19 protein-coding genes and 2 pseudogenes are annotated in these 22,437 nt (G+C 33.4%); 19 read left to right on the top strand and 2 right to left on the bottom strand.

The window, feature by feature from the left end; genetic code table 11:
* Window positions 1–334: 334 nt before the first annotated feature.
* The 8 genes and pseudogenes from GX308_07875 (at window position 335) to metF (ending at window position 7,165) form a co-directional block, all read left to right on the top strand.
* Window positions 335–874, top strand: coding sequence for a sigma-70 family RNA polymerase sigma factor (locus GX308_07875; protein ID NLK21987.1), 540 nt, complete (start codon window positions 335–337; stop codon window positions 872–874).
* Window positions 858–1,733, top strand: a complete 876-nt coding sequence (locus GX308_07880; protein ID NLK21988.1) for a hypothetical protein — start codon at window positions 858–860, stop codon at window positions 1,731–1,733. Before GX308_07875 ends, GX308_07880 begins: the two co-directional genes overlap by 17 nt.
* An 895-nt stretch (window positions 1,734–2,628) precedes the next feature.
* Complete coding sequence (locus tag GX308_07885) at window positions 2,629–2,895, top strand: type II toxin-antitoxin system Phd/YefM family antitoxin (protein ID NLK21989.1); 267 nt, start codon at window positions 2,629–2,631, stop codon at window positions 2,893–2,895.
* Window positions 2,885–3,199: a type II toxin-antitoxin system RelE/ParE family toxin gene (locus GX308_07890; GenBank protein ID NLK21990.1), complete on the top strand. Its 315-nt coding sequence runs from the start codon at window positions 2,885–2,887 to the stop codon at window positions 3,197–3,199. The genes GX308_07885 and GX308_07890 overlap by 11 nt, the downstream gene beginning before the upstream one ends.
* Window positions 3,200–3,401: 202 nt before the next feature.
* Window positions 3,402–3,764, top strand: coding sequence for a BlaI/MecI/CopY family transcriptional regulator (locus tag GX308_07895; GenBank protein NLK21991.1), 363 nt, complete (start codon window positions 3,402–3,404; stop codon window positions 3,762–3,764).
* Between the two features lie 2 nt (window positions 3,765–3,766).
* Window positions 3,767–4,810: pseudogene (locus GX308_07900) on the top strand (peptidase M56).
* Window positions 4,811–5,101: 291 nt separating this feature from the next.
* A pseudogene (locus GX308_07905) lies at window positions 5,102–5,929 on the top strand (peptidase).
* A gap of 372 nt (window positions 5,930–6,301) precedes the next feature.
* Complete coding sequence (gene metF / locus GX308_07910) at window positions 6,302–7,165, top strand: methylenetetrahydrofolate reductase [NAD(P)H] (GenBank protein ID NLK21992.1); 864 nt, start codon at window positions 6,302–6,304, stop codon at window positions 7,163–7,165.
* 38 nt (window positions 7,166–7,203) lie between these two features.
* Here metF and GX308_07915 read toward each other — a convergent pair whose 3' ends face one another.
* Entirely contained in the window at window positions 7,204–8,124 is a 921-nt protein-coding gene (locus tag GX308_07915; protein NLK21993.1) for a LysR family transcriptional regulator, read from the bottom strand.
* 217 nt (window positions 8,125–8,341) lie between these two features.
* Here GX308_07915 and GX308_07920 point away from each other — a divergent pair, with 217 nt between their 5' ends.
* Genes GX308_07920 through GX308_07930 form a run of 3 tightly spaced genes read left to right on the top strand, consistent with a single transcriptional unit; the run spans window position 8,342 to window position 10,722 of the window.
* The gene (locus tag GX308_07920) at window positions 8,342–9,313 is read left to right on the top strand and encodes an ABC transporter substrate-binding protein (protein ID NLK21994.1); all 972 of its coding nucleotides are present in this window, start codon (window positions 8,342–8,344) and stop codon (window positions 9,311–9,313) included.
* Window positions 9,288–10,046: an ABC transporter permease subunit gene (locus GX308_07925; protein ID NLK21995.1), complete on the top strand. Its 759-nt coding sequence runs from the start codon at window positions 9,288–9,290 to the stop codon at window positions 10,044–10,046. The genes GX308_07920 and GX308_07925 overlap by 26 nt, the downstream gene beginning before the upstream one ends.
* A 4-nt stretch (window positions 10,047–10,050) precedes the next feature.
* Complete coding sequence (locus GX308_07930; GenBank protein ID NLK21996.1) at window positions 10,051–10,722, top strand: ABC transporter ATP-binding protein; 672 nt, start codon at window positions 10,051–10,053, stop codon at window positions 10,720–10,722.
* Here the strand turns inward: GX308_07930 and GX308_07935 are convergent.
* The gene (locus GX308_07935) at window positions 10,719–11,459 is read right to left on the bottom strand and encodes an SDR family oxidoreductase (protein NLK21997.1); all 741 of its coding nucleotides are present in this window, start codon (window positions 11,457–11,459) and stop codon (window positions 10,719–10,721) included. The genes GX308_07930 and GX308_07935 overlap by 4 nt on opposite strands.
* A gap of 218 nt (window positions 11,460–11,677) precedes the next feature.
* Between GX308_07935 and GX308_07940 the strand changes: the two genes are divergently transcribed.
* From GX308_07940 to GX308_07975, 8 genes are all read left to right on the top strand, one after another.
* Window positions 11,678–12,697 carry an LCP family protein gene (locus GX308_07940; GenBank protein NLK21998.1) on the top strand — a complete coding sequence of 340 codons (1,020 nt, stop codon included), beginning with the start codon at window positions 11,678–11,680 and terminating at the stop codon, window positions 12,695–12,697.
* Between the two features lie 28 nt (window positions 12,698–12,725).
* Window positions 12,726–14,033, top strand: coding sequence for an LCP family protein (locus tag GX308_07945; GenBank protein NLK21999.1), 1,308 nt, complete (start codon window positions 12,726–12,728; stop codon window positions 14,031–14,033).
* A gap of 131 nt (window positions 14,034–14,164) precedes the next feature.
* The gene (locus tag GX308_07950; GenBank protein NLK22000.1) at window positions 14,165–17,005 is read left to right on the top strand and encodes a phosphodiester glycosidase family protein; all 2,841 of its coding nucleotides are present in this window, start codon (window positions 14,165–14,167) and stop codon (window positions 17,003–17,005) included.
* A gap of 27 nt (window positions 17,006–17,032) precedes the next feature.
* Window positions 17,033–17,509, top strand: a complete 477-nt coding sequence (locus GX308_07955) for a hypothetical protein (GenBank protein NLK22001.1) — start codon at window positions 17,033–17,035, stop codon at window positions 17,507–17,509.
* 38 nt (window positions 17,510–17,547) lie between these two features.
* Complete coding sequence (locus tag GX308_07960; protein ID NLK22002.1) at window positions 17,548–19,485, top strand: hypothetical protein; 1,938 nt, start codon at window positions 17,548–17,550, stop codon at window positions 19,483–19,485.
* Window positions 19,473–20,519 (top strand): polysaccharide pyruvyl transferase CsaB, encoded by a 1,047-nt coding sequence (gene csaB, locus GX308_07965; protein ID NLK22003.1) that lies wholly within the window; start codon window positions 19,473–19,475, stop codon window positions 20,517–20,519. Before GX308_07960 ends, csaB begins: the two co-directional genes overlap by 13 nt.
* 46 nt (window positions 20,520–20,565) lie before the next feature.
* Window positions 20,566–21,303 (top strand): WecB/TagA/CpsF family glycosyltransferase, encoded by a 738-nt coding sequence (locus GX308_07970; GenBank protein ID NLK22004.1) that lies wholly within the window; start codon window positions 20,566–20,568, stop codon window positions 21,301–21,303.
* Between the two features lie 46 nt (window positions 21,304–21,349).
* Window positions 21,350–22,225: a YitT family protein gene (locus GX308_07975; protein NLK22005.1), complete on the top strand. Its 876-nt coding sequence runs from the start codon at window positions 21,350–21,352 to the stop codon at window positions 22,223–22,225.
* Window positions 22,226–22,437: the final 212 nt, after the last annotated feature.

The raw sequence follows: 22,437 nt of genomic DNA on the forward strand, positions 1-22,437 counted from the left end.
ACTTCTAGACAAGTACCTGCCTTGGTCAAATGAATTGCCGGAAGAATGCAGATTGAATCATAAACATAAAAAGTGCTTCAAAAAATGATATCACTAGCTTATCAGAATGATTATAATATAGCTAGACATCATCTTTTGAAGCACTTACGTTATAAAGGGACTTAAATTATTATTACTTTGGATTTTTTGGGCATCATTCCATTTTAGACAAAATACCAACGTATAAATAGATACAAAAAAAGATTCGTATAAACTTCAATATTTAAGGGAGTAAATATACACTATTAGTCGTCTAATAAGTGTACAATGAAATAATAGAGCATGGGGGATTGATATGAGAACTGAAAAAGATGAATTATTAGATAAATGGATGAATGTTTACGGGGCAGAAGTTTTACGCACAGCTTTTTTTTATGTAAAAGACATATCCATTGCGGAAGATATGTTTCAAGAGGTATTTTTAAAAGCATATAAAAAAATGAATACATACAGAGGAGAAGCAAGTATAAGGACATGGATTTTAAAAATTACTATAAATCAATGTAAGGATTACTTGAAATCTAACTGGTTTAAACGAATTTTGCTAAATTGGGAAACGAAAGACTATGTACTGCCGGAAGTTGATACTACCTTAAATCCCGAAAGCATTGTTTTGCACCATGAAGAAAGGCAGGAATTATTAGAACAGGTTTTGAAAATTTCGCTTCCATTAAGAGAGGTGCTAATCCTTTACTATTATCATGATTTATCCCAGAATGAAATTGCCGATATACTAAAAATTCCTTTTGGAACGGTACGCAGTAGACTTCACAGGTCAAAAGAGGTATTAAAAAAACAATTAAAACTTGGAGGTGATTATGATGAAAAATATTGATGAAAGATTGAAAAGCTTCCGTGGGGATATGGATACATTAATGGAAAATATGGCACCATCAGAAAGTCTAAAAAATCAAGTTAAAATATGTACCTCTATGGAAATTGTTTCGAATAAAAGTCGTAAAAGAAGATTAGTATTAGCTGCATCTTTTATGTGTTTTATGTTGATTATAAGTATTTTTCAGGTTCCGGTAGTTAGGGCACAGGTGTTCTCCACACTATCTAATGTGGTTACATGGGTTAGAGAAACTACTAACTTGCCAATTTATTTACCTGAATCGTGGCAGCCAATAAAACAGGATATTGCTGAAACTAATAAGGGTGGACAGAATTATTATTATGAATTAACAGGAAATGAAGACTTTTACAGCATAAATGTTTACAAAGTAAATGTACCTGTTAAATTTAATGATAGGAACGACTTATTAGATAAAAACGGGCCAGTCAGCCAATCCGATTTTGTTGGGGCAATAAATGGAGAAAAAATTGTAAGCACAACACCTGATTTGATCAATGATATTCCTAAAGATGCTGAAAGCTTTGAACTAATACATGGTATAAAGGCATATGAAAAGGATCAAGGCACAGCATTATGGTGGGAGCACAAGGAATGGAATTTTGAATTTAGAGGTTCATCACTTTCTCATGAAGCTTTAAAAGAATTAGCCACTGCATGGGATAAGGCTGAAATAAAAATATCACAAACAGGAGAAGTGGTAATAATAGGAGGCAACAAGCTAACTTTTGACTATGTATGGAATAAAGACGGATACCGATATACCTATAAAACTTCAAGTCTGGATTTTAAACAAACCATAGATATTTTAAACAGCTTTAGCAGAGTCGATACTCTATAAAGGAGATAATGGACGGCTATGCCAAAGATTATTCCAATTAGAGACTTGAAAAATACAAAAATTATTTATCTGTGGCTATGTTAACTGGAGAGATACTATAATCAGAATTATTTTAGTGTTATTATCTCAAATGTAACATTTTTATTTCGCAAAAACGGAATATATTATCTTAAAAAGTGTTATATAATGTGAAAATACGACGATAGATCTATTTTGATAGCCGCCCAAACCGCGATAAATTTTGAACGTTAATTGGCGATGTTCTACAGTTTAAATGAGCTTTCTATATAAAAGTTCAGATATTTATCGGGAAATGATAGCTCCTTTTAGAGGGACTATTACTAAAACAAAAAGAGTGTTGTACTTAAGTTTATGGTGCGGCACTTTTTTATTGCTTATAACCATGTCAATGGGATGGTATTCTATAATTAATATTTTCTTATATGTAAATTATGAGTGATAATCAATTCACGCACGATTTACGCACGGTCATAAATGAGAAATTTAAAATTATCAATATATAGTGATTGAAATCGTGTAATTAGTACTATATATAGTACTAATTTAGACAAATTAATTTCGTACATCAGTTCTCAAAGAGATAAGATTTTTAATATTAAAATTAAGGAGTCACAGAGATGTGGCTCTTTTTATTTTGATTAAAACATACTATTAAATTAATATAATTGATAAATAAATTGTTTTATGTTGTATTGTGGGTAATATCATAATTTACTAAAGATGGAGAATATTTTAAAATTGAACCCGAGACATTTTCATACGGAATATATAGGAGCTTTTTTATTATAATAAGTTAAACATATTGACTCTGTGATAAAATAGTGATAAAATAATGATAGAAAAATGATGAATTATAGTATAGTGAGGTGAAAGTATGATTCAGATCAGACCTGTATCAGATTTAAGAAATAAGTTCCCGGAAATTGAAGATATGGTTATAAGAGAAGGACAGCCAGTGTATCTTACAAAGAATGGATATGGTTCTATGGTCGCATTAAGCCTGGAAAGATATGCTGAATTAACAGATGGAATAGAATTTAAGTTGGATGAAGCAGATAAAGAAGCAGATTTAACTGATACCAGATATACTCATGATGAAGTTTTTTCAAGAGTGAGGGAAAGAATAAATGCTGGAAAGTAAATATACTTTAAGGTACCTTCCTAAATATGTAGAAGATCTTAATGAAATTGTTGACTATATTGTACTTAAACTTTATAGTCCTGGAAGTGCAATTAATTTAGTTAATAAGATTGAAAAGGCAATATTGGAGAGATCGTACTGTCCATTAGCCTTTGAGCCATTTAAATCTAACAGAAAAAGAAAACATCAATATTATCGAATCTATGTAGATAATTTTGTAGTTTATTATGTCGTTATTGATGGTATAATGGAAGTTAGAAGAATAGTATACAAATCAAGAGATGCAGATCTAGTAATTGAATAGTTAAACATTAAATTTAATTTCGTAAAAATTTAAAATATAAATTTTAAGTAATTTGATCCCACGCAAGATTCTAATATTAAAATGAAGGAGTCACAGAAATGTGGCTCTATTTATGTTATGCGAAATAATCATTGACAATTTGGTTTATTGGGTATAGACTTATAATATAAGGTCTATACCCAATAAACCAAGGAGGGTTATCATGAAGTATTATAAACTTGCAGAAACTGAAGAAAAATTTGCTGAATTAATCTGGAATAACGAACCGGTTGGTTCAGGCGACCTTGTGAAATTGAGTGAAAAAGAAATGAATTGGAAAAAGTCTACGACATATACAGTACTAAAAAAATTGTGTGAAAAAGGCATCTTTCAAAATAAGAACGCTGTAGTTTCATCTCTAATCACAAAGGATGAATATTATGCAAATCAAAGTATACGTTTTGTTGAGGATACTTTTGGAGGGTCATTGCCAAAGTTTCTGACATCTTTTATTAGTGGGAAGAAATTAAGTAATCATCAAGCGGAAGAGTTGAAAAGATTGATTGATGAGCACAAGGAGGTGTAGCAATGAGTGAATTATTTCTTACTGTTTTAAATATGAGCCTTACAGCAGGTTATGTAATCATTTTTGTAATACTTATCAGGCTGCTACTCAAAAAAGCTCCAAAGGTTATCTCCTATGCCTTATGGGGTGTGGCCGCTTTTCGCCTTATAATTCCATTCTCCTTTGAAAGCATGTTTAGTCTTATGCCACGAAATACGAATGTTGTACCAATCCCTCATGATATCATCTATCAGCAAAGTCCACAGGTTAACAGTGGGATAGGAGTAGTTGACTCATTAATAAACAACTCACTTCCCGTACCGACTGTTGGAGCAAGTGCAAATCCACTCCAGATTTACGTGGAAATAGGAGCATACATCTGGGTTTTAGGTATAATAGCATTGCTTGTGTATAGTTTTGTATCTATTTTGATCTTAAAGAGACAGCTTAAAAGTTCACAATTAATAGAGCAGAATATCTTCGAAGCTAAGAATTTGAAAACGCCATTTGTGCTTGGATTAATAAAACCTAAGATATATTTACCGGTTGGGCTGAACGCTACCGAAAGAAGCTATATTTTGCTACATGAACAGACCCATATCCACCGAAAAGACCACATGATTAAAGTGTTAGCTTTCCTAACATTGTCTGTGCACTGGTTCAATCCCCTTGTATGGATTGCGTTTATATTAATGAGTAAGGATATGGAACTATCCTGTGACGAGAGAGTACTGAAAGAAATGAATGAAGATATTAAAAAGCCTTATGCTAATTCATTATTGTCGCTTGCTAGCGGAAAGCATATTTTAAATGGTAGCCCTCTTGCTTTTGGTGAGGGAAATTTAAAAGGGAGAATTAAAAACGTGTTAAATTATAAAAGACCAAGGTTTTGGATAATCGTTTTTTCAATTGTGATTGTGACAATAGTTGGAATTGGACTAATGGCAGATCCCAAAGCTGCACCTAGTGACAAGTCAATTATAAACAACACTAATGATGTTCCAAAAATTACTGTTAAGACACAACAAGGTAACGACAGTAATCTTAAAACTACTGAAGACAAACATCAGATAATAGATATTATAAATTATTTTAATAGTTTAGATTTAAAAAAGACAACTAAAGATGTTGGTCGATATAACGGGATGTCTTATATTATAACAATTTATTATAGTAATGGCACAAGTGTGGAATATGTTCATTTTGGGAATAAGTTTTTTAAAGAATCTGGCGGTGACTGGTATGAGATACCTTACAATCAAGCTAAAGAATTCGAGAATATTTATAATGCTTTATCTTCTAGTTTTAAGAAGCCTGAACAAAATAAGGATGCCAATTTTGATACTCAAATTAGTTCTGAAGTTGAAAGTAAACTTGATATCATTATGTCCTCGCCAAAAACTTCTTCCAATCCGCAGGATTATATCAATGCTCATAAGAACGAATATGAATACTTCTTCAAGTATGGTGGTGAAGATGCCTTGCAGTACATGCTAACCCAGTTTGAAGTTGGCAATGTAGAAGGGCTGCGTGGGCAAATTATGATGCAATTGTGCAAGGAACTTTTGGGATCACGAAATAATGTTACTGATGACTCACTGTCTCCTCAAGAATGGTACGATGCCCTATCCATACGTCAGGAGGTTATACTTCCAAATTATGAGTATGACGGTCAAGACACAATTGAAAAGCTAGTCTATGATACTGAAATTGAAATGGACTCAGCTTCTAATAAAAGAGGCGGTTTCATAATTGTTGCGCCAAAAGTATTTGGAAGCTATGAGGAAGAAGATAGTCTAAAGGTTTTTGTGACCACTTATAGCGCAAGGTATAAACTTTTTGGTAGCACTTTATCAAAAGAAGGTGGTAGTATCATTCCGGCGGCAATCACCTATCGTAAAGATGATACCGGCAGATATATATTGGAGAAATATGAGCAAGCGCGAGATGGCTCGGAATTTGGTCCATCCATCAGGGAATATTGCACGATGCCAATATCCGGCAAAGAAATAAAAGGTCTTGCAGATAAAATTTTTAAGCATTATACAGATTATGATGATATCCGAACCATGCTGTATGAAAACCTGTATAAGCATTTAAAGAAAAGTGGTATTACAGACGTTACGCTTACCAATTCTCGAGGTGAGGTTGAGTTTTACATGGGTGATCCGAAATATAAACCTTGAATTTACACACGATTTACGCACGGTTGGAAATGGAAAAAATGAAATGCGCAATATATAGTGTTGGAGGTCTTGGTATTGGTACTATATATTGTGCGTCTGAGAAAAATTAATTCCGTACATCAGTTACGTAAGAGATAATATTATCAAAAATGAAAATCCCTCAAACTATTATGTTTGGGGGATTTTTATCATCGGGTATCATCGGGGACGGTTCCTAATGGTTCTTTATTGGGGCACCGTTAATTTAAATCGAAGATTAAGGATATATAGGGTCATAGTTACAAACTATGGGAGAAGATAGGAAATAGGAATTACATTATAGCAAGGACTTGTGATACTATCTTAGCATAGAATAACGAAAGGTAGATTACTATGCATACATCTGAATTATTTAAAACAAAAAGGGTTTTATCATTTGAGATATTTCCGCCTAAGCGAACAGGTTCTATAAACACGATTTATGATACGGTAGACGAATTAAAAGAACTTAACCCTGATTTCATAAGTGTAACATACGGGGCAGGGGGAAGTAAAAGTAACTCGGATACACTTAAAATAGCCTCCGATATTAAGAATAAATATGGGATTGAAAGTGTTGCTCACCTTCCTTGTATTAATCTTACGAAAAAAGATGTTCTCGAAATAATGGGGCATTTAGAGGATGCTAAAGTAGAAAATATACTTGCATTACGGGGGGACACAAATCCAAATATCACTCCAAAGAATGAGTTTAAGTATGCTAGTGATTTGATTTCATTTATAAAAGGAAATAGTAATTTTAATATTATAGCAGCTTGTTATCCAGAAGGGCATATCGAATCACCAACGGTTGTTGAAGATATTCATAATCTAAAAGTTAAGGTAGATGCAGGTGTAAACCAATTGATAACTCAATTATTTTTTGATAATGAATACTTTTATTCATTTTTAGAACGAATTAATATTGCAGGAATTAATGTTCCAATACAGGCTGGTATTATGCCGGTTGTAAACAAGAAGCAGATTGAACGTATGGTTACTCTTTGTGGTGTTAATCTTCCTAAGAAATTTTTATCGATTATGAATAAATACGAAAATAATCCAAAGGCATTGAGAGATGCTGGAATTGCTTATGCAATTGACCAGATAGTGGACTTGATAGCTCAAGGAGTTGATGGGATACACTTATACACGATGAATAATCCATATATTGCCCATAGAATTTATGAAGCTATACATACCTTAGTGGTTTCGTAATAAAATGCCTCTGTTTAATTAAAATCAGAGATATTTTCCTATTTTATCTTATATCCATATTCACAAATTACTTTTTTTAGTTTTGATATATAATCAAGGGCTAACAAGCTAAGATGGGATTTTTCATTGGTAATCCATCCAATGCGCATTCGTTCATCTGTTATAAGGGGTACAGCAATTATGTTTTCTCCATTAAGGTCACTACTTAAAACCCCTGAACAAATTGTATATCCATTTAACCCAATTAACAGATTGAAAAGTGTAGCACGATCACTAACATAGATGGTTTTCTTTCGGGGAATAGTACTTAGGATTTCTTCTGAAAAATAAAAAGAATTATATTCGCCTTGTTCAAATGCCAAGAAAGGATAACTATCCAAATCTTCAAGGGTGATAGATAGATTTTTAGCAAGGGGATGTTTTGAACTGATAAAAACATGGGGCTCAGCTTCAAAAAGAAGGTTGAATACTAAATGATTTTCTTTTAAGAGCTTATAAAGAACTTTTTCATTGAAATCACTAAAATATAGAATCCCAATCTCGCTGCGAAAATTTTTGACATCTTCAATAATTTCATGGGTCCTCGTTTCTCGAAGTATAAATTCATATTCATCTACATTCAAATCTAAAAGTAATTCAACAAAAGCATTAACGGCAAAAGCATAATGTTGGGTGGATATTGAGCAAAGCTGCTTTGATGGTTTTTTTTGTTTATAACGCTGTTCCATAAGCTCTGTTTGTTCAATAATCTGGCGGGCATAAGATAGAAACTCGGTACCATCAATAGTCAAGGATGTACCCTTAGTAGTTCGGTAAAATATCTCTATTTTCAATTCTTTTTCAAGTTCTTTAACAGCAGTCGATAGACTGGGTTGTGTGATAAAAAGTTGTTTAGCAGCTTCAGTTATTGAACCACATTCAACAATTTTAATAATATATTTAAGTTGTTGTAGAGTCATAATATCACCCTTGTCATAGCTCTTTTCTATGATTGTATACCACCTTTATAGAATAATCAATTAAATCCTATAAAGTGATTTGACCTTAGATTGGTACCAAGATAGTTATTAGTTTTTTATATTTAGATTGTAGCTTGGGAATTGATTTTGACAAGAAAGCTATTGTGTAATATACTTATATCGTTTTTAGTATATTAGAAAGTTTGGGAGAGATAATATGAAAAGATTTAATGTAGTTTTCTTACTGATAATGGTTTCTATATTGGCGGTAGGATGTAGTAGTGGCAGTGCGGTGAATGGTAAAGGTAATACACCAGATAAAATAATCATTCAGGCACCGATTGCACCCCCTACATCTCCATTGGTTAAAATAGTAGAAGATAAAATGTTAGGGGATAAAGTAGAATTCATTTTGTATAAAAATGTAGAGGAAGCTACGACCCGTATTGCCCGTGGGGAAGCGGATTTTACAGTCCTTCCCGTTAATGTGTCCTCGAAATTATATAACAAGGAGGCAGATATATCCTTGCTTAATGTTAATACCTGGGGTATTTTGTATTTGCTTTCCCGAGACGGTAAAGTAAAGTCTTGGGAAGATTTAAAAGGTAAGGAGTTATTCGTAGGAGCCCAAGGCTCAAGTCCCGATGTTATTACTAGATATCTTCTTAGTAAAAATGGCATAGGTGATGATGATATAAGTATATCCTATGGTACTTCTCCTGAAATGCTCCAATGGACCATCGCAGGTAAAGCAGATATCGTTGTACTTCCTGAACCTTTAGCAACTCAAGGTCTTATGAAATCAGAGAATATGGAGATAGCTATGGATTACAGTAGTGAATGGGAAAAGGTTAATCAAGAAGGTAGTAGACTTCCACAAACAGGAATTGTTGTAAGAACTTCTTTTGCTAATGAATATCCAGAGATAGTAGAAAATTTTCAAAATGCCTATAAAACCGCTCTAGAGGCAGTTGTTAGTGATTCGGCATCAATATCTTCTTTGGTAGAAGAAAAGCTAGAAATACCATCTCAGGTTTTTGTAAATTCTATGACACGGACGAAATTGGAGTTTGTTACTGCGGAAGATGCAAGGGCCGATGTGGAAATTTATCTTAATGCCCTAAATGAGATATCGAAGGATATGATAGGAGGCAAATTACCTGATGAAGGATTTTATTATAAGAAATAAGAAGATAACTCTTCTTATTTCTATTTTTATATTTATAATTATTTGGCAGGTTCTTTCGATGCTCTTTAATCCTTTGATTATACCATCCCCCATGGAAACAACCAAAACCTTATTTATTTTAATGTATAAAAGGGAATTTTGGATGGACATTATTATTTCTATGGGAAGAGGACTTTTAGGGTTTTTGTTGGCTGTAATTATTGGGACCCCCTTGGGTTTTTTTATGGGATTAAGGGAAGAAATAGAAACATTTTTTCATCCGTTTTTAGTGTTGGCCCAAACAGCGCCTACGGTGTCATGGCTTATTCTTGGGTGGTTATGGTTTGGGACGGGGGATGGAGCCGCTGCTATTTTTATTATCTTTATTATAGTTATCCCTTTTATCATTGTAAATGTGATGCAGGGAACAAAGCAGCTAGATATTTCTTTGATGGAAATGGCGAAGGTTTATAAGCTCCCTTTAGGAAAGAAAATCTTTCATATATATATCCCACAGATTTTCCCTTATTTTATGGCAGGCTGTTCTATTGGTAGTGGCTTGACCTGGAAAGGGGTTGCCATGGCAGAGCTATTGACTGCTAGAACAGGGATTGGCGCTGCTATGGGGGTTGCTAGGATTAATCTTGAAATAGGACAAGTTTTTGTATGGACGGGGATTTTGGTCTTTCTTGGGCATGGATTTAGTAAATTGGTTAAGCATATAGAAGTGACAGTTACAAGAAAATGGTGGTGAAATTATGATTAGAAATTTATCGAAAAGCTTTAATGATACTATTGTATTTCAGGACTTTTCCCTTGATATAGGCTTTGGGAAAATATACTGCATACTTGGGCCTTCGGGTTGCGGAAAAACAACTCTTCTTAGGATGATTGCAGAACTTGAAACCTATGACAAAGGCAGTATAGATTTAAGGGGAAAGAGTGTAAGTTATATTTTTCAGGAATCTAGACTACTTCCTTGGAAAACTGTTAAATCAAATTTGGAATTAGTTTGTTCCAAAAAGGAAATGAAAAAAATAGATGAATACTTAGAGATTATGGAGCTTAAGGACTACTCTAATTCCTATCCAAGAGAATTAAGTGGCGGAATGAAACAAAGGGTTTCGATTATTAGGGCATTTATATATTCCCATGATATTTTACTTATGGATGAACCCTTTCAGGCCTTAGATATAAAACTAAAAGAAAAACTTTTAAAGGAGGTTTATATCTTACATAAAGAAGTCAATAATACAATTATATCCGTAACTCATGATATAGAAGAAGCTCTTTTTTTGGGGGATGAAATAATTATGTTATCCCAAAAGCCTGGGGAAATAATAGATAGGATTACCATCGATATCCCTAGGGAAAAAAGAGCCAATAATAAAGAAATATCATTTTTAAAAGAAAAAATTCTCAAGTTTTAGAGCATACCTCCATCTAAGGAAATAATTTGTCCTGTCATATATTTTGATTTATCAGATGCAAGATATAAACATAAATTGGCAACATCACTGGGGCTTCCCATGGACATTAGGGGTATTTGGTTTATCAGTTCATCTTTTTCATCTTTACTGAGGAAATCATTCATAGTAGTATCAATTACCCCACAGGCTATGGCATTAATTCTTATATTAGAGGGCCCTAATTCTTTAGCAAGAGCCTTAGTAAAGCTATTAATCCCACCTTTAGAAGTGGAGTAAGCTACTTCACAGGAAGCTCCACTAATACCCCAAATAGAAGATATATTAATAATACTTCCCCTATGATTTCTAATCATAGGCGAAAGGGCATTATGGGTACAATTATATATAGAGTCCAAATTAACATTTATAATTCTTTTCCACTGCTTGGGTGTTAATTCTGTGAATAACCCTATATGAGAAATTCCTGCATTGTTGATAAGTACATCTATTTGCTCAAAATTTTTATATATAGTTTTAAACATAGATGAAACAAAATCATAATCGGACACATCTCCTAAAAAATAAAGACATTTTCCACCTAGTTTTTCTATATCTTTTTGAAGAATTTTTAGGTCTTCTTCATTCTTAGAACCATTGATTATGAGGGTTGCTCCTTTTTTGGCAAAGGTTAGAGCAATTTCTTTTCCTATACCTCTTGAAGAGCCCGTTACTAAAACTATCTTATTTTTAAAATCCAAGTCTTTCACCTCTAAGCAAAATATTATTGTAAAAAGTGTAAGAAGCTTTATTTACAATTGATTGATTTTAGATTATTATAGATTTGCACTTCCATTATGAATGGATTTAAGAAAATTATAAAGGATATCAGAATTTTTGCCAAGAAAATGTTATGGTTTTGTTGCAAGTTTGTAATGAATATATGATAATATAAAGAATGGCAAAAGAGGTGGAAAGGATGAACGATAATAAGAAAACGAATAATAATAAAACAACAAAAATAATAATATTTTTAGGTGCTATTACATGTATTTTTGGGATTGTATTAATTGTTGTTGGATTTATCGGAAAAATTGATGATTTTGATACTACCCAAGAAACCATATCAAAAGACACTTTAGAGGATAACAAAAATAAAAATACAGGGGATAATTCTAGTGATAAAGAAAAACCAAAAGTAGAAGAAATTACAGCTTTAATTATCGGTGTTGATGAATCAAAGGGATTAGCAGATACAGTAATGATAGCAAATTTTAATCCGAAGGATAATACCATAAAATTCATATCTATCCCAAGAGATTTATATATAAATTTTAATGACTTTAGATATTCACATATTAAAGAAGAAAATGATTCCCTTAAAATAAGCTATTGTAAATTAACAGAGGTATATAGTAATGCTGGAAATGATGAAAAAGCAATAACAACCTTGAAAAAAATAGCAGAAGAAATAGTAGGTATTCCCATGGAATATTATGTTAAAGTGGATTTGGATGGATTTAGGGCCATCATTGATTTGGTTGATGGGATTGAAATTGATGTGCCTCAAAACCTAGATTATGATGATTGGTCTCAAGGCCTTCATATTCATCTGAAAAAAGGATTGCAAGTTTTAGATGGAGAAAAGGCAGAACAGCTGGTTAGATGTCGCTATGGATATATCGATGGTGATATGGGAAGAATTAGAATGCAGCAGGCAGTTTTAAAGGTCTTAGGTAAGAAAGTTTTAGGAATCAAAAATCCTATTAAAATAATAGAGTTGGTTAAAGAAGGATATAAATATATAGAAACAGACTTTACATTAATGGACGGAATTAAATATATAAAATATTTAGTGGATATTAATGTGGAAGATATTTTTAAAGAAGAAAATATGGTGACCATTCCAACTGGCGGAGAAAAAATTGATGATATTTGGTATGAGATACAGTATGAAGAAAAAACAAAGGAAATATTAGATAAACTATTTAATAAATAGTAGTAGACAGATATTAGGAGTGAAATAAATGGCTAACAAGGACAAGAAAAAAAGCAAAGCTTATCTGATTAGGAGATTTTTTTCTATAGTATTTTTAATGGTCTTTTCCTTTTTGGTACTAGCTGGTATTGGAACTACAGGATACCTGCATTTTACAAAGGACAGGGATATTGTAGAGGATGACAATACTGATGAAGATAAAAAAGGTGTTCTTGACTTTTTTAAGAAGAACCCAAAGAAAATTAGAACCAATGTAGCAATATTTGGAGTTGATGAGGACCAGACAAGAACCGATGTAATGATGGTTGCAACTTTTAATAGCGAAACTAAGAAAATAGATCTTATTTCTATTCCAAGGGATACAAGGGTGTTTTTAACGGAGGCGACTCTAGCAGATATGAGAAGCAGGAATTCCAGGGTTCCTGATACGGTAAAAATTAATGAAGTCCATGCTTATGCAGGGAAGGAAAGAGCAAGCGAATACTCTGTTAAAGAGATAGAAAGGCTTCTTGGCATCAAAATAGATTATTATATTAAAATGAATCTAGAAGGTTTTCGTAAAATAGTAGACAAAATGGACGGAGTTGATATTAATTTACCTAGGGATTTTTATTATGTCGATAGATCCGGTGGATTATACATTAATCTAAAGGCAGGACCTCAGACTTTATATGGAAAAGAGGCCGAACAACTGGTCCGCTGGAGAAAAAACAATGATGGTAGTGGCTATGGGGATTTAGGAAGAATAGAAACCCAACAGTTATTCCTAAAAGCCTTTGCTAAAAAGGCTCTAAGCCCTAGAAATATACCTAATATTCCTTCCATCGTTACAACCTTATTCAAGTATATAGATACAGATGTTAACCTAGATGATGCCCTTAAATATGTTAAGTATTTAAGTGATATAGATTTAGAGAATATAAATATGGTTACTATTCCAGGGGAAGCTAGAATGATAGGCTCCAAATCATATTTTATTCATGATGAAATAGAAACAAAAGAATTAGTGGATAAGATATTTTATACAGATGAGAAAAAAGAGGAACCCCCTACAACAGAGGATAGCAAGGATGCCCACATAGAAGTTTTAAATGGAGGTTCTGTCGGAGGATTGGCTCAAAAAACCAGCGATGAATTAAAGATAGCTGGTTATAATGTTGTGAAAATAGGAAACTATAAAGGAACAAAGGAACAAAAGACGAGAATTTTCGTCAAGAAAGAAGGATGGGGCGAAGATCTTAAAGAGTACTTTGAAAATAGTACAGTTATAATTAATGATTCTACATTAGATGCAAACGTAGATATACAAATAGTACTGGGTTTAGATGAAAAGTAGCACATAGTATAAAAACTGTATTCCTGCGAATACAGTTTTTATATATAATTTCACTTAAGGGCAAAAGAATAGGGAGGTTGATAGATTATAATAAGATTAAACAAATAAAGGACAATAAAGGAGTGATTTAAATGGAAAGAAAATATAATAAGGTATTTTATATATGGATTGCTTTGTTTTTTGTTCTATCTACTAGTTTTACACCAGTTATAAATGCAAAAACAACCAATGTATTATATCAAAATATTAATGAGAAGGAAATTAGAAGTGGGGTTGGCTATACCTTAGATAGACGTCTAACAGAGGATGGCTGGCTTGATACCCATGTTTTAAAAGTGGATTTAACAAATCCCAAAATAAGATTGGATGTGATAGAATCAACCAATCAATACAATATAAAAGAAAAAACAACAGATTTAATCACACAAAATGGAGCTGTTGCAGGAATAAATGGAGATTTTTTTGATATGTCCAAAAACCCAACAGGTTCGCTGGGTATGGTAGTACGTAATGGAAAATTGGTATCTACATATAATTATATTAATTTAAGTGAAAATAAATGGACAACCTTTTTTATAGGTAAAAACAAAGAAGCATTTATAGATTTTTGTAAGGTTCGTATGGGATTTTATAATGAAAAAGGGATTGGACTTGAGTTATCGGGGATTAATAAGGTAACCAGTTTTAAAAAAGCAGTATACATAGATAGAAAAGCATACACATCCACAGCGGAGATAGATGCAAAACATAAGAATTTATATAAAATTGTTGTGGAAGATGATATAGTTATGCATATTTCCAAACAGGGAGAAGTAGTGGAAGTTCCAAAAGAAGGTTATGTTATCGTTATGGATGAACCGACTGCAGTCTTAAAAAAAGATGAGTTTGAGATTGGACAGAAGGTGAAATTTGACATTGAAACATCGGTGGATATGAATAGAATTCAGATGGCCTTAGGGGGAGCCGGCAAGATTGTTGATAGGGGACTTGTTCCACTAAGTCCAGGACATTTAGTAGCTCCTAATACTAGAAATCCACGGACAGCCTTGGGTATTTCAAAAGACAAAAAGACATTATATTTAGTGGCAGTGGACGGACGAAGCCATAGCATAGGTGCAACTCATAGTGAAATGACTTCTTTGCTCCTTGAATATGGAGTTTATGATGCGATCCACCTAGATGGAGGGGGTTCTACATCCATAGCTGCAAGGCCCATGGGTAAATATGAAACAGTTCTTTTAAACAAACCCTCCGATGGTTCGGAAAGAAAAGTTGTTAATGGTCTTGGAGTATTTTTAGATGCCCCTACTGGAAACTTATTAGGGCTTAAAATTATACCACAACAAGATAGGGTATTTAAGAATACAGGAGTTACAATGAATATTATAGGCTACGATGAAAATCTAAATCCCGTATCTATTTCTGCGGATGAGATTAAATGGAGTACAGAAAAGATTCAGGGTAAGTGGTCTAAAAATGTATTTTATCCAAGTACAACAGGTATCGGAAATATAACAGCCCAGATTGGAAATATAAAGAGCAGTGTTTCTATAGTAAGTATGGAAGAGCCTAAGGAACTAAAAGCAAATTTTTCTGCCATAAAAATAAAGCCTGGAGAAAGCGTTAATTTATGGGTTGTTGGATTAGATAGTGAGGGCTATAAAGCGCCAATTGACCAAAATAAAATCATATGGAAAGTAGATCCTAACCTAGGAAAAGTAACAGGTGAAAAATTGACTGCGGGCAATACGGTAGGACAAGGGATTTTAGAAGGCGTTTATGGTGAAATAAAGATATATATTCCTGTAGCTATAGGGAAAAAAGTTATACCTATAGAATCCTTTGAAAAATCACTAAAAATAGAAGCAACATCGTATCCTAGTTATGTCAATAGGGAAGTAACTTTTGATAAGACTATAAAATATCATGGGGAGCAATCTATAAAGATGGATTATTCCTTTAAGGCGAAGCCAAATGAAACCCAGGCAGCATATATTAACTTTAAGGAGCCAATAAACTTAGGGAAAAAACCCAAGGCAGTTGGAATATGGGTTTATGGAGATGACTCAAGGGATTGGTTAAGAGCTAAAGTAATTGATTCCAAGGGTCAAAACCATGTGATTAACCTTGCAAGTCAAATAAATTGGACAGGATGGAAATATGTCCAAGGGGAAATACCGGCGGCGGCTAGTTTTCCAGTATCCTTAGAACAAATATATTCAGTCACGCTTAACACCACGATAGAACGTAAAAATACCATTTACATAGACCATATATCTAGTATCGAATCTAATGAGGTAACAATCAAAGATTTGCCTAAGAGCACTAAGATAAAAGATAAATATGAAAAAACTCTATCAAAAACCGCATCCAATAAATACTATGATATAACTGTTTTGGGTACTGGGTTTTTGGATAAAAACAATCCATTAAATGATAAAATAAAAAAAGAAGTATTAAATGAAATGAACAAAGACTCCACCTTTAGCATTTATGCAGGTAATATGGATATAAAAGACCCCGATATATTGGTTCCATATATGAAATGGAACAACCAATATAAAGTAAATGATATAAATAACACAAGGATTATTCAAATTAGTGCCTCAAAAGGTGGGATTAGGGCAACTAATCCTGAACAATGGAAATACCTTCAAAAGGATTTGGATACCTCAAAGGACAATATAATAATCGTAATGGATAAAAATCCCCAGGCTTCAGGAAGCTTTAAGGATTCCATGGAGGCAGAATTATTCCATACGGTTTTAAGGGATTTTAAAAAAGAAAAAAACAAAAATATATTTGTGATTGCTTTTCAGGAAGTAGGGACAGAGGTCCAAATTAGAGAAGGAATTAGATATTTTCATTTAAATAGTATCAATTATGATGATAGCAGCACAGGTTTTTCTATTTTAAGATTTAGGAGTAATGAAGAGGAGATAAAATATGAAATCCAATCGGCGTATAAATAAATGCAATGAAAAAAAGGAGACTCTCAAATGAAAAGAAAATTAGGTCACAGTATCTTAATACTCTTAGCATTCTTTATAACAGCTATGTTTTTTGATATTTCAAAAGCGATGGGGAGTAACCCAGGCAGTAACCAGGACCCTTTGGTTTCAAAAAGTTATGTAGATGGACAAATTAATGCCCTCATGGATTTAGTCGGGGGACTTTCTCAGTCTAAGCCAAAAGAAGAATCAAATTCTATGATTTATGAAGTTATAGAAGTATCATCAGGACAAACCCTAATGGGAGCCCAAGGAACAGAAATAATATTAAGGGGAGGAAAGGGTATAGCCATTACTTCTCCGGCAGGGGGACTTCAAGATATGACTGAAGGGGTAGATATAATAAGCGGTCAGTCAATTCCTAAGTACCATCTTATTATTATTCCTAAGGATGATGGAAGGGGAATATATGTAGAGAGTGATTCTTATTTTATGGTCAGAGGAAAATTTGATATTATACCATAAAAACGGATAGATTGAAACGAGATTCTAGGAGGAACAATATGAAAAAAATTTTAAATGTACTCCCTGTTGTTATTATTGTCATATCCTTAATTTTATCAGGAATTCAGGGTATCACAAGGGTACAAATAGAGCAAAAACAAAGAGGGATACAGTTGTTGGTAAATTATAATGATATTAAAAAAGCATCGGAAAACTATAAGAAACCCTTAGAAGAAATAGTGTCTAAATTAAAGGCAGCAGGAGCGACAGGGGTTTTGGTAAAAGAGCAAACAATTAAACAGGCTGGTGCAGGAAACATGAATAGCTGGGAGGAGCAAGGAGCGATAACTGTCTTTACAGGGGCAGAATTAAAACTTTTAGGAATGATGGATGGAATTAATCTTGATACAATTATACCCAGTCACTATTATATATGGATGTCTAATGATGATATTAGGGGAACCATAATAAAACATCTATGCTATAAAATAGCTGAAGATGGTGAGATAGTCATAAATGATCAAAAATTCTTAGATGCAGGTCCTTCCAGTAACACTATCTTTAATTTAGGAACCGGATATCCCATGCATGATTTAGAGATTATTGCGGGGCAGGGATTGACTATATCTCCTCAAATTAGAGCCTGGTCTAATGTAACCGAAGAAGCTCTAAAATATGTATTAGAAGATGTAGGAAGCATCCCAAATTTAGGACCCATTTACTTTAACGATGCAGAAATACCCGGAAGTGATTTACCTATTATGAAAGAGTATGCCAGAAAAAATGTGATAGGTATCATCGAGTTTTATTCCGAGAAGCAAAAGGGACTTTACCCTCTTATTCGAACTGCCAGTAATGGAGGCGAGAAATATAATGCCATAAGACTACATACAGTAACAGACGGTGAGACAGCTAGCTTAAACCCTAGTCAGGTCTTAGACAGATATATGTTAGCTTCTATGGAAAGAAATATGAAAGCCCTGCTTGTAAAAATGCCAAATACAGCCGAACCTAAGAAAGACTATGAAGACTGGTTCGGATTGGTTGAGGCAGTTAAAAAAGGACTAAATGAAGAAGGATACAAAGCGACGGACTATCCTGTACCTATGAATATTCCTTTATCCAACCCAATTATTATCTGGATAATTGGATTTGGCCCCTTATTTCTTCTTGTTTTATTTGGAAGATGGCTCGATAAGGAAAGATGGACATGGATTTTGGTCTTAGGAGGGCTTATGGCTTGGACGGTATTATTAAAAATACAGCCTAATTTAGCAAGGCAAGCAATGGCATTGGGAGCTGCTATCCTTTACCCTACATGGGCAGTTATAACTTGTATATCAGATAAAGATAAGACATGGAAGGAAGCATTTTTTACGTTCTTTAAAATTACGTTTATTTCCTTAGGGGGAGCATTAAGCATCATCGGGCTCCTGTCTCAAACATCTTATATACTAGCCCTAGATATGTTTAGGGGGGTCAAGGTAGCCCATGTAATTCCTCTTATATTAGTTCCTATATTTATTGAGTATAAGCAAGGGGCCCTAGAAGCCACAAGGATTAAAAAGATGCTTCTTAATCCAGTTACTTATTTAACCCTACTAATTGTAGGTATTTTAGGCATTGTTTTTATAGTATATATAACAAGAACAGGCAATACAGGTCAAACCTCTTCTTATGAAATATTACTTAGAAACTTACTTAGAAAAATCCTAGGTGTGCGTCCACGAACAAAGGAATTTTTAATTGGCAATCCCCTAATGCTTATGCTATTGTACTATGGATATAAAGAAAAATATATGCCCCTGCTTTTGGGTGCTACCATAGGGCAAATATCCATAATTAATACTTATTCTCATATTCATACACCGATTTTTATTTCTCTTATTAGAACCTTCCATGGGATTTGGATAGGATTAATTGGAGGAGTAATACTCATATTTATCGTAAAAAGTATTAATAAATTAGGGAGAAGATGGAACCTATGGGAAGTATAATCCTATCAGGATATTATGGATTTGATAACACTGGCGATGAAGCGGTGATGTATTCTATTATAGAAAGTTTAAGAAAAGAAACAAAAAGCAATATTGTGGTATTATCTAATAATCCTAAAAAAACAGCATCTACATATAATGTAGGTGCTGTGAATAGATGGAATTATAAAGAAATAATATCAGCTATAAGGAAATGTGATATATTAATTAGTGGAGGAGGGAGCCTCCTTCAAGATATTACGGGATACAAAAGTGTCATATACTATCTATCCATCGTATTAATAGCAAAGTTATTTAGAAAAAAGGTAGTTTTTTATGCCCAAGGGATAGGTCCTGTTTCTGTGAAATTTAACCGACTCCTAATAAAATGGATAGTCAATAAAGTAGATTTTATATCTGTACGGGATGAAAAGTCAAAAAGAGAACTTATTAAAATGGGAATTAAAAAACCTATTGATGTGGTAATAGACCCTGTTCTAAGGCTTAATGTAGTCAATAGAAAAATGAAAGAGACAAAAAGGGTAGGAGTTTACTTAAGGCATTGGGAGGTGGAGAGCAGTTTTTTTGAAATTATAAAGGAAATTTTAATTTGGTTTTCTAATCAGGGATGGGATGTAATCTTTGTTCCTATGCACTATCCTGAAGATGTGAGTATAGCAAAAGAAATAAGCAAACAAATACCGAACTCGAAAACATATCAAGGAAAATACTTACCGAAAGATATTTTGGAATTTACCAGTACTATGGATTATGTTATTGGTATGAGACTTCATTCTCTTATTATGGCTGCAGCTACAGAGGTACCTTATCTAGGATTATCTTATGATCCTAAAGTTAAAAGCTTTGTGGATACTATGAAAGTTGGAAAGGCCTTAAATATTGATAATATTAATAAGAATGAAGCAATATCATATCTAGAATCTGTAATTAACAACCTAGATAAACATGGGAAAGAACTTAAATATAGAAAAAAGGAACTTCTGCAATTTTCAGATACCCCTATGCAATTTATTAAAAAGTTCTTATCTAAATAAAAAGGTATGGCTTATAGTGCTTTTAAAGATACAAGGAGAGATAACAATGGATAAAAAGGTTAACATAATGGGTGTACCAATAGATAGGGTTACGATGGAGGAAGCCCTTCAAAAAACAATTAATCTTTTAAAAGAAAACAAATGCCATGCAATATATACCCCAAATCCGGAAATAATAATGGAAGCACAAAAAGATGGGAAACTAATGAAAGCCCTTATTCATTCTTCCCTCATTGTCCCAGATGGAATAGGAGTTGTATGGGCTTCTAGAATATTAAGGGGACCAAAGCTCCCTGAAAGGGTTGCAGGTTATGACTTAGTTCAAAATCTTTTTAGGGAGTTATCAAAGACAAATTATACTTTTTATTTTCTAGGGGGGGCCCCCGGAACTACCAAGGAAGCAGCCAAAGCTATGAAGGAAAAGTATAAAGGATTAAAGATAATAGGGACTGAGCATGGATATTTTAAACCTGAAGAAGAAGATAAAATAATTAAAGGAATACAAGAAGCAGAACCGGACATCTTATTAGTAGGGTTAGGAGCTCCTAAACAGGAAAAGTTCATAGAAAAATATAGAGAAATATTGCCGGTTAAAGTATGTATTGGCGTGGGAGGTAGCTTTGATGGTATGACGGGAAAGGTAAAAAGAGCCCCACAAGTATTCCAAAAATTAGGTTTAGAATGGTTTTATAGGTTAATTACCCAACCTACAAGGGCAAAGAGAATGATTAGGCTTCCTATCTTTGCGTGGAATGTATTAAAGGCTTCTGTTAAGAAGCAATAGACTAAAATCAAATCCATATCAAGCTCGCGACTAAGGAAGGTAGACTATGGGACGATTGTTTAAAAAAGAAACACTTAAGGAATATATACTTATTGCTATAGGAACCACCCTTCTAGCCTGTGCAATAAATCTGTTTTTTGAAAAGCAGGATTTGGTGACGGGGGGAGTAACCGGATTAGCAATTGCAATTAAGGCTGTAACAAAACAATACTTTAATGGGGGTATTCCCCTTTGGCTTACCAATATTGTCTTAAATATTCCTTTATTTCTAGTTGGAATGAAACTAAGAGGAAAGGGTTTCGGGACAAAAACCCTATTTGCCACATTTTACCTATCCTTTGCATTATACTACACAAAATTTATTCCTGCACCACCGGCAGATATTTTGTTATCTAGTTTATTTGGAGGTGTATTAGGGGGAATTGGATTAGGATTTGTCTTTAGTGCCTTAGCTACAACCGGAGGGACAGACCTTGCCGCTACTATTATTCAATATTATCATAGACATCTCCCTATAGGACAGATGATGATGTTTTTAGATGCAATTATAATATTTTCAGGAGCAGTGATATTTGGCCCTATAAAGACCATGTATGCAATTATTGCAGTATATACCACAGGGAAAGTACTTGATAATATGTTGGAAGGTATTCACTTTTCTAAAGCAGTTTTTATTATTTCTGATAAGGGAGATACTATTTCCCAAGAAATAATGAAAAAATTAGATAGGGGAGTAACAGGATTAAATGGAAGAGGCATGTATACAAAGGATGTAAAGGAAATTTTGTTTTGTGTCGTTTCAAAAAAACAAATCTTCCAGCTTAAAGAAATAGTGAGAGAAATGGATAAAAAGGCATTTGTTATCGTTGGTGATGTAAGAGAAGTAGTCGGGGAGGGATTTATTCAATACAAAGAGGAATAATCTTGTACCAAAATTCATAAAATGTAACAAGTGTTTCCAGGAGAAATCAAATTTTCATAGTAAATGGACCTATGTCAATACTTTGGACACAAAAAGTTGAACATTTTCTCTCTGCATGATATTAATACGTATAGAAAGATTACTAAGCTGCAAGAATCTCATCTTCAACCTGCTGTGGGGTTTTATAATCCAGCGCACTGTGCCTCCTTCTG

Origin of the sequence: Candidatus Epulonipiscium sp., from assembly GCA_012519205.1 — a bacterium.
Taxonomy (GTDB): Bacteria; Bacillota; Clostridia; order Lachnospirales; family Defluviitaleaceae; genus JAAYQR01.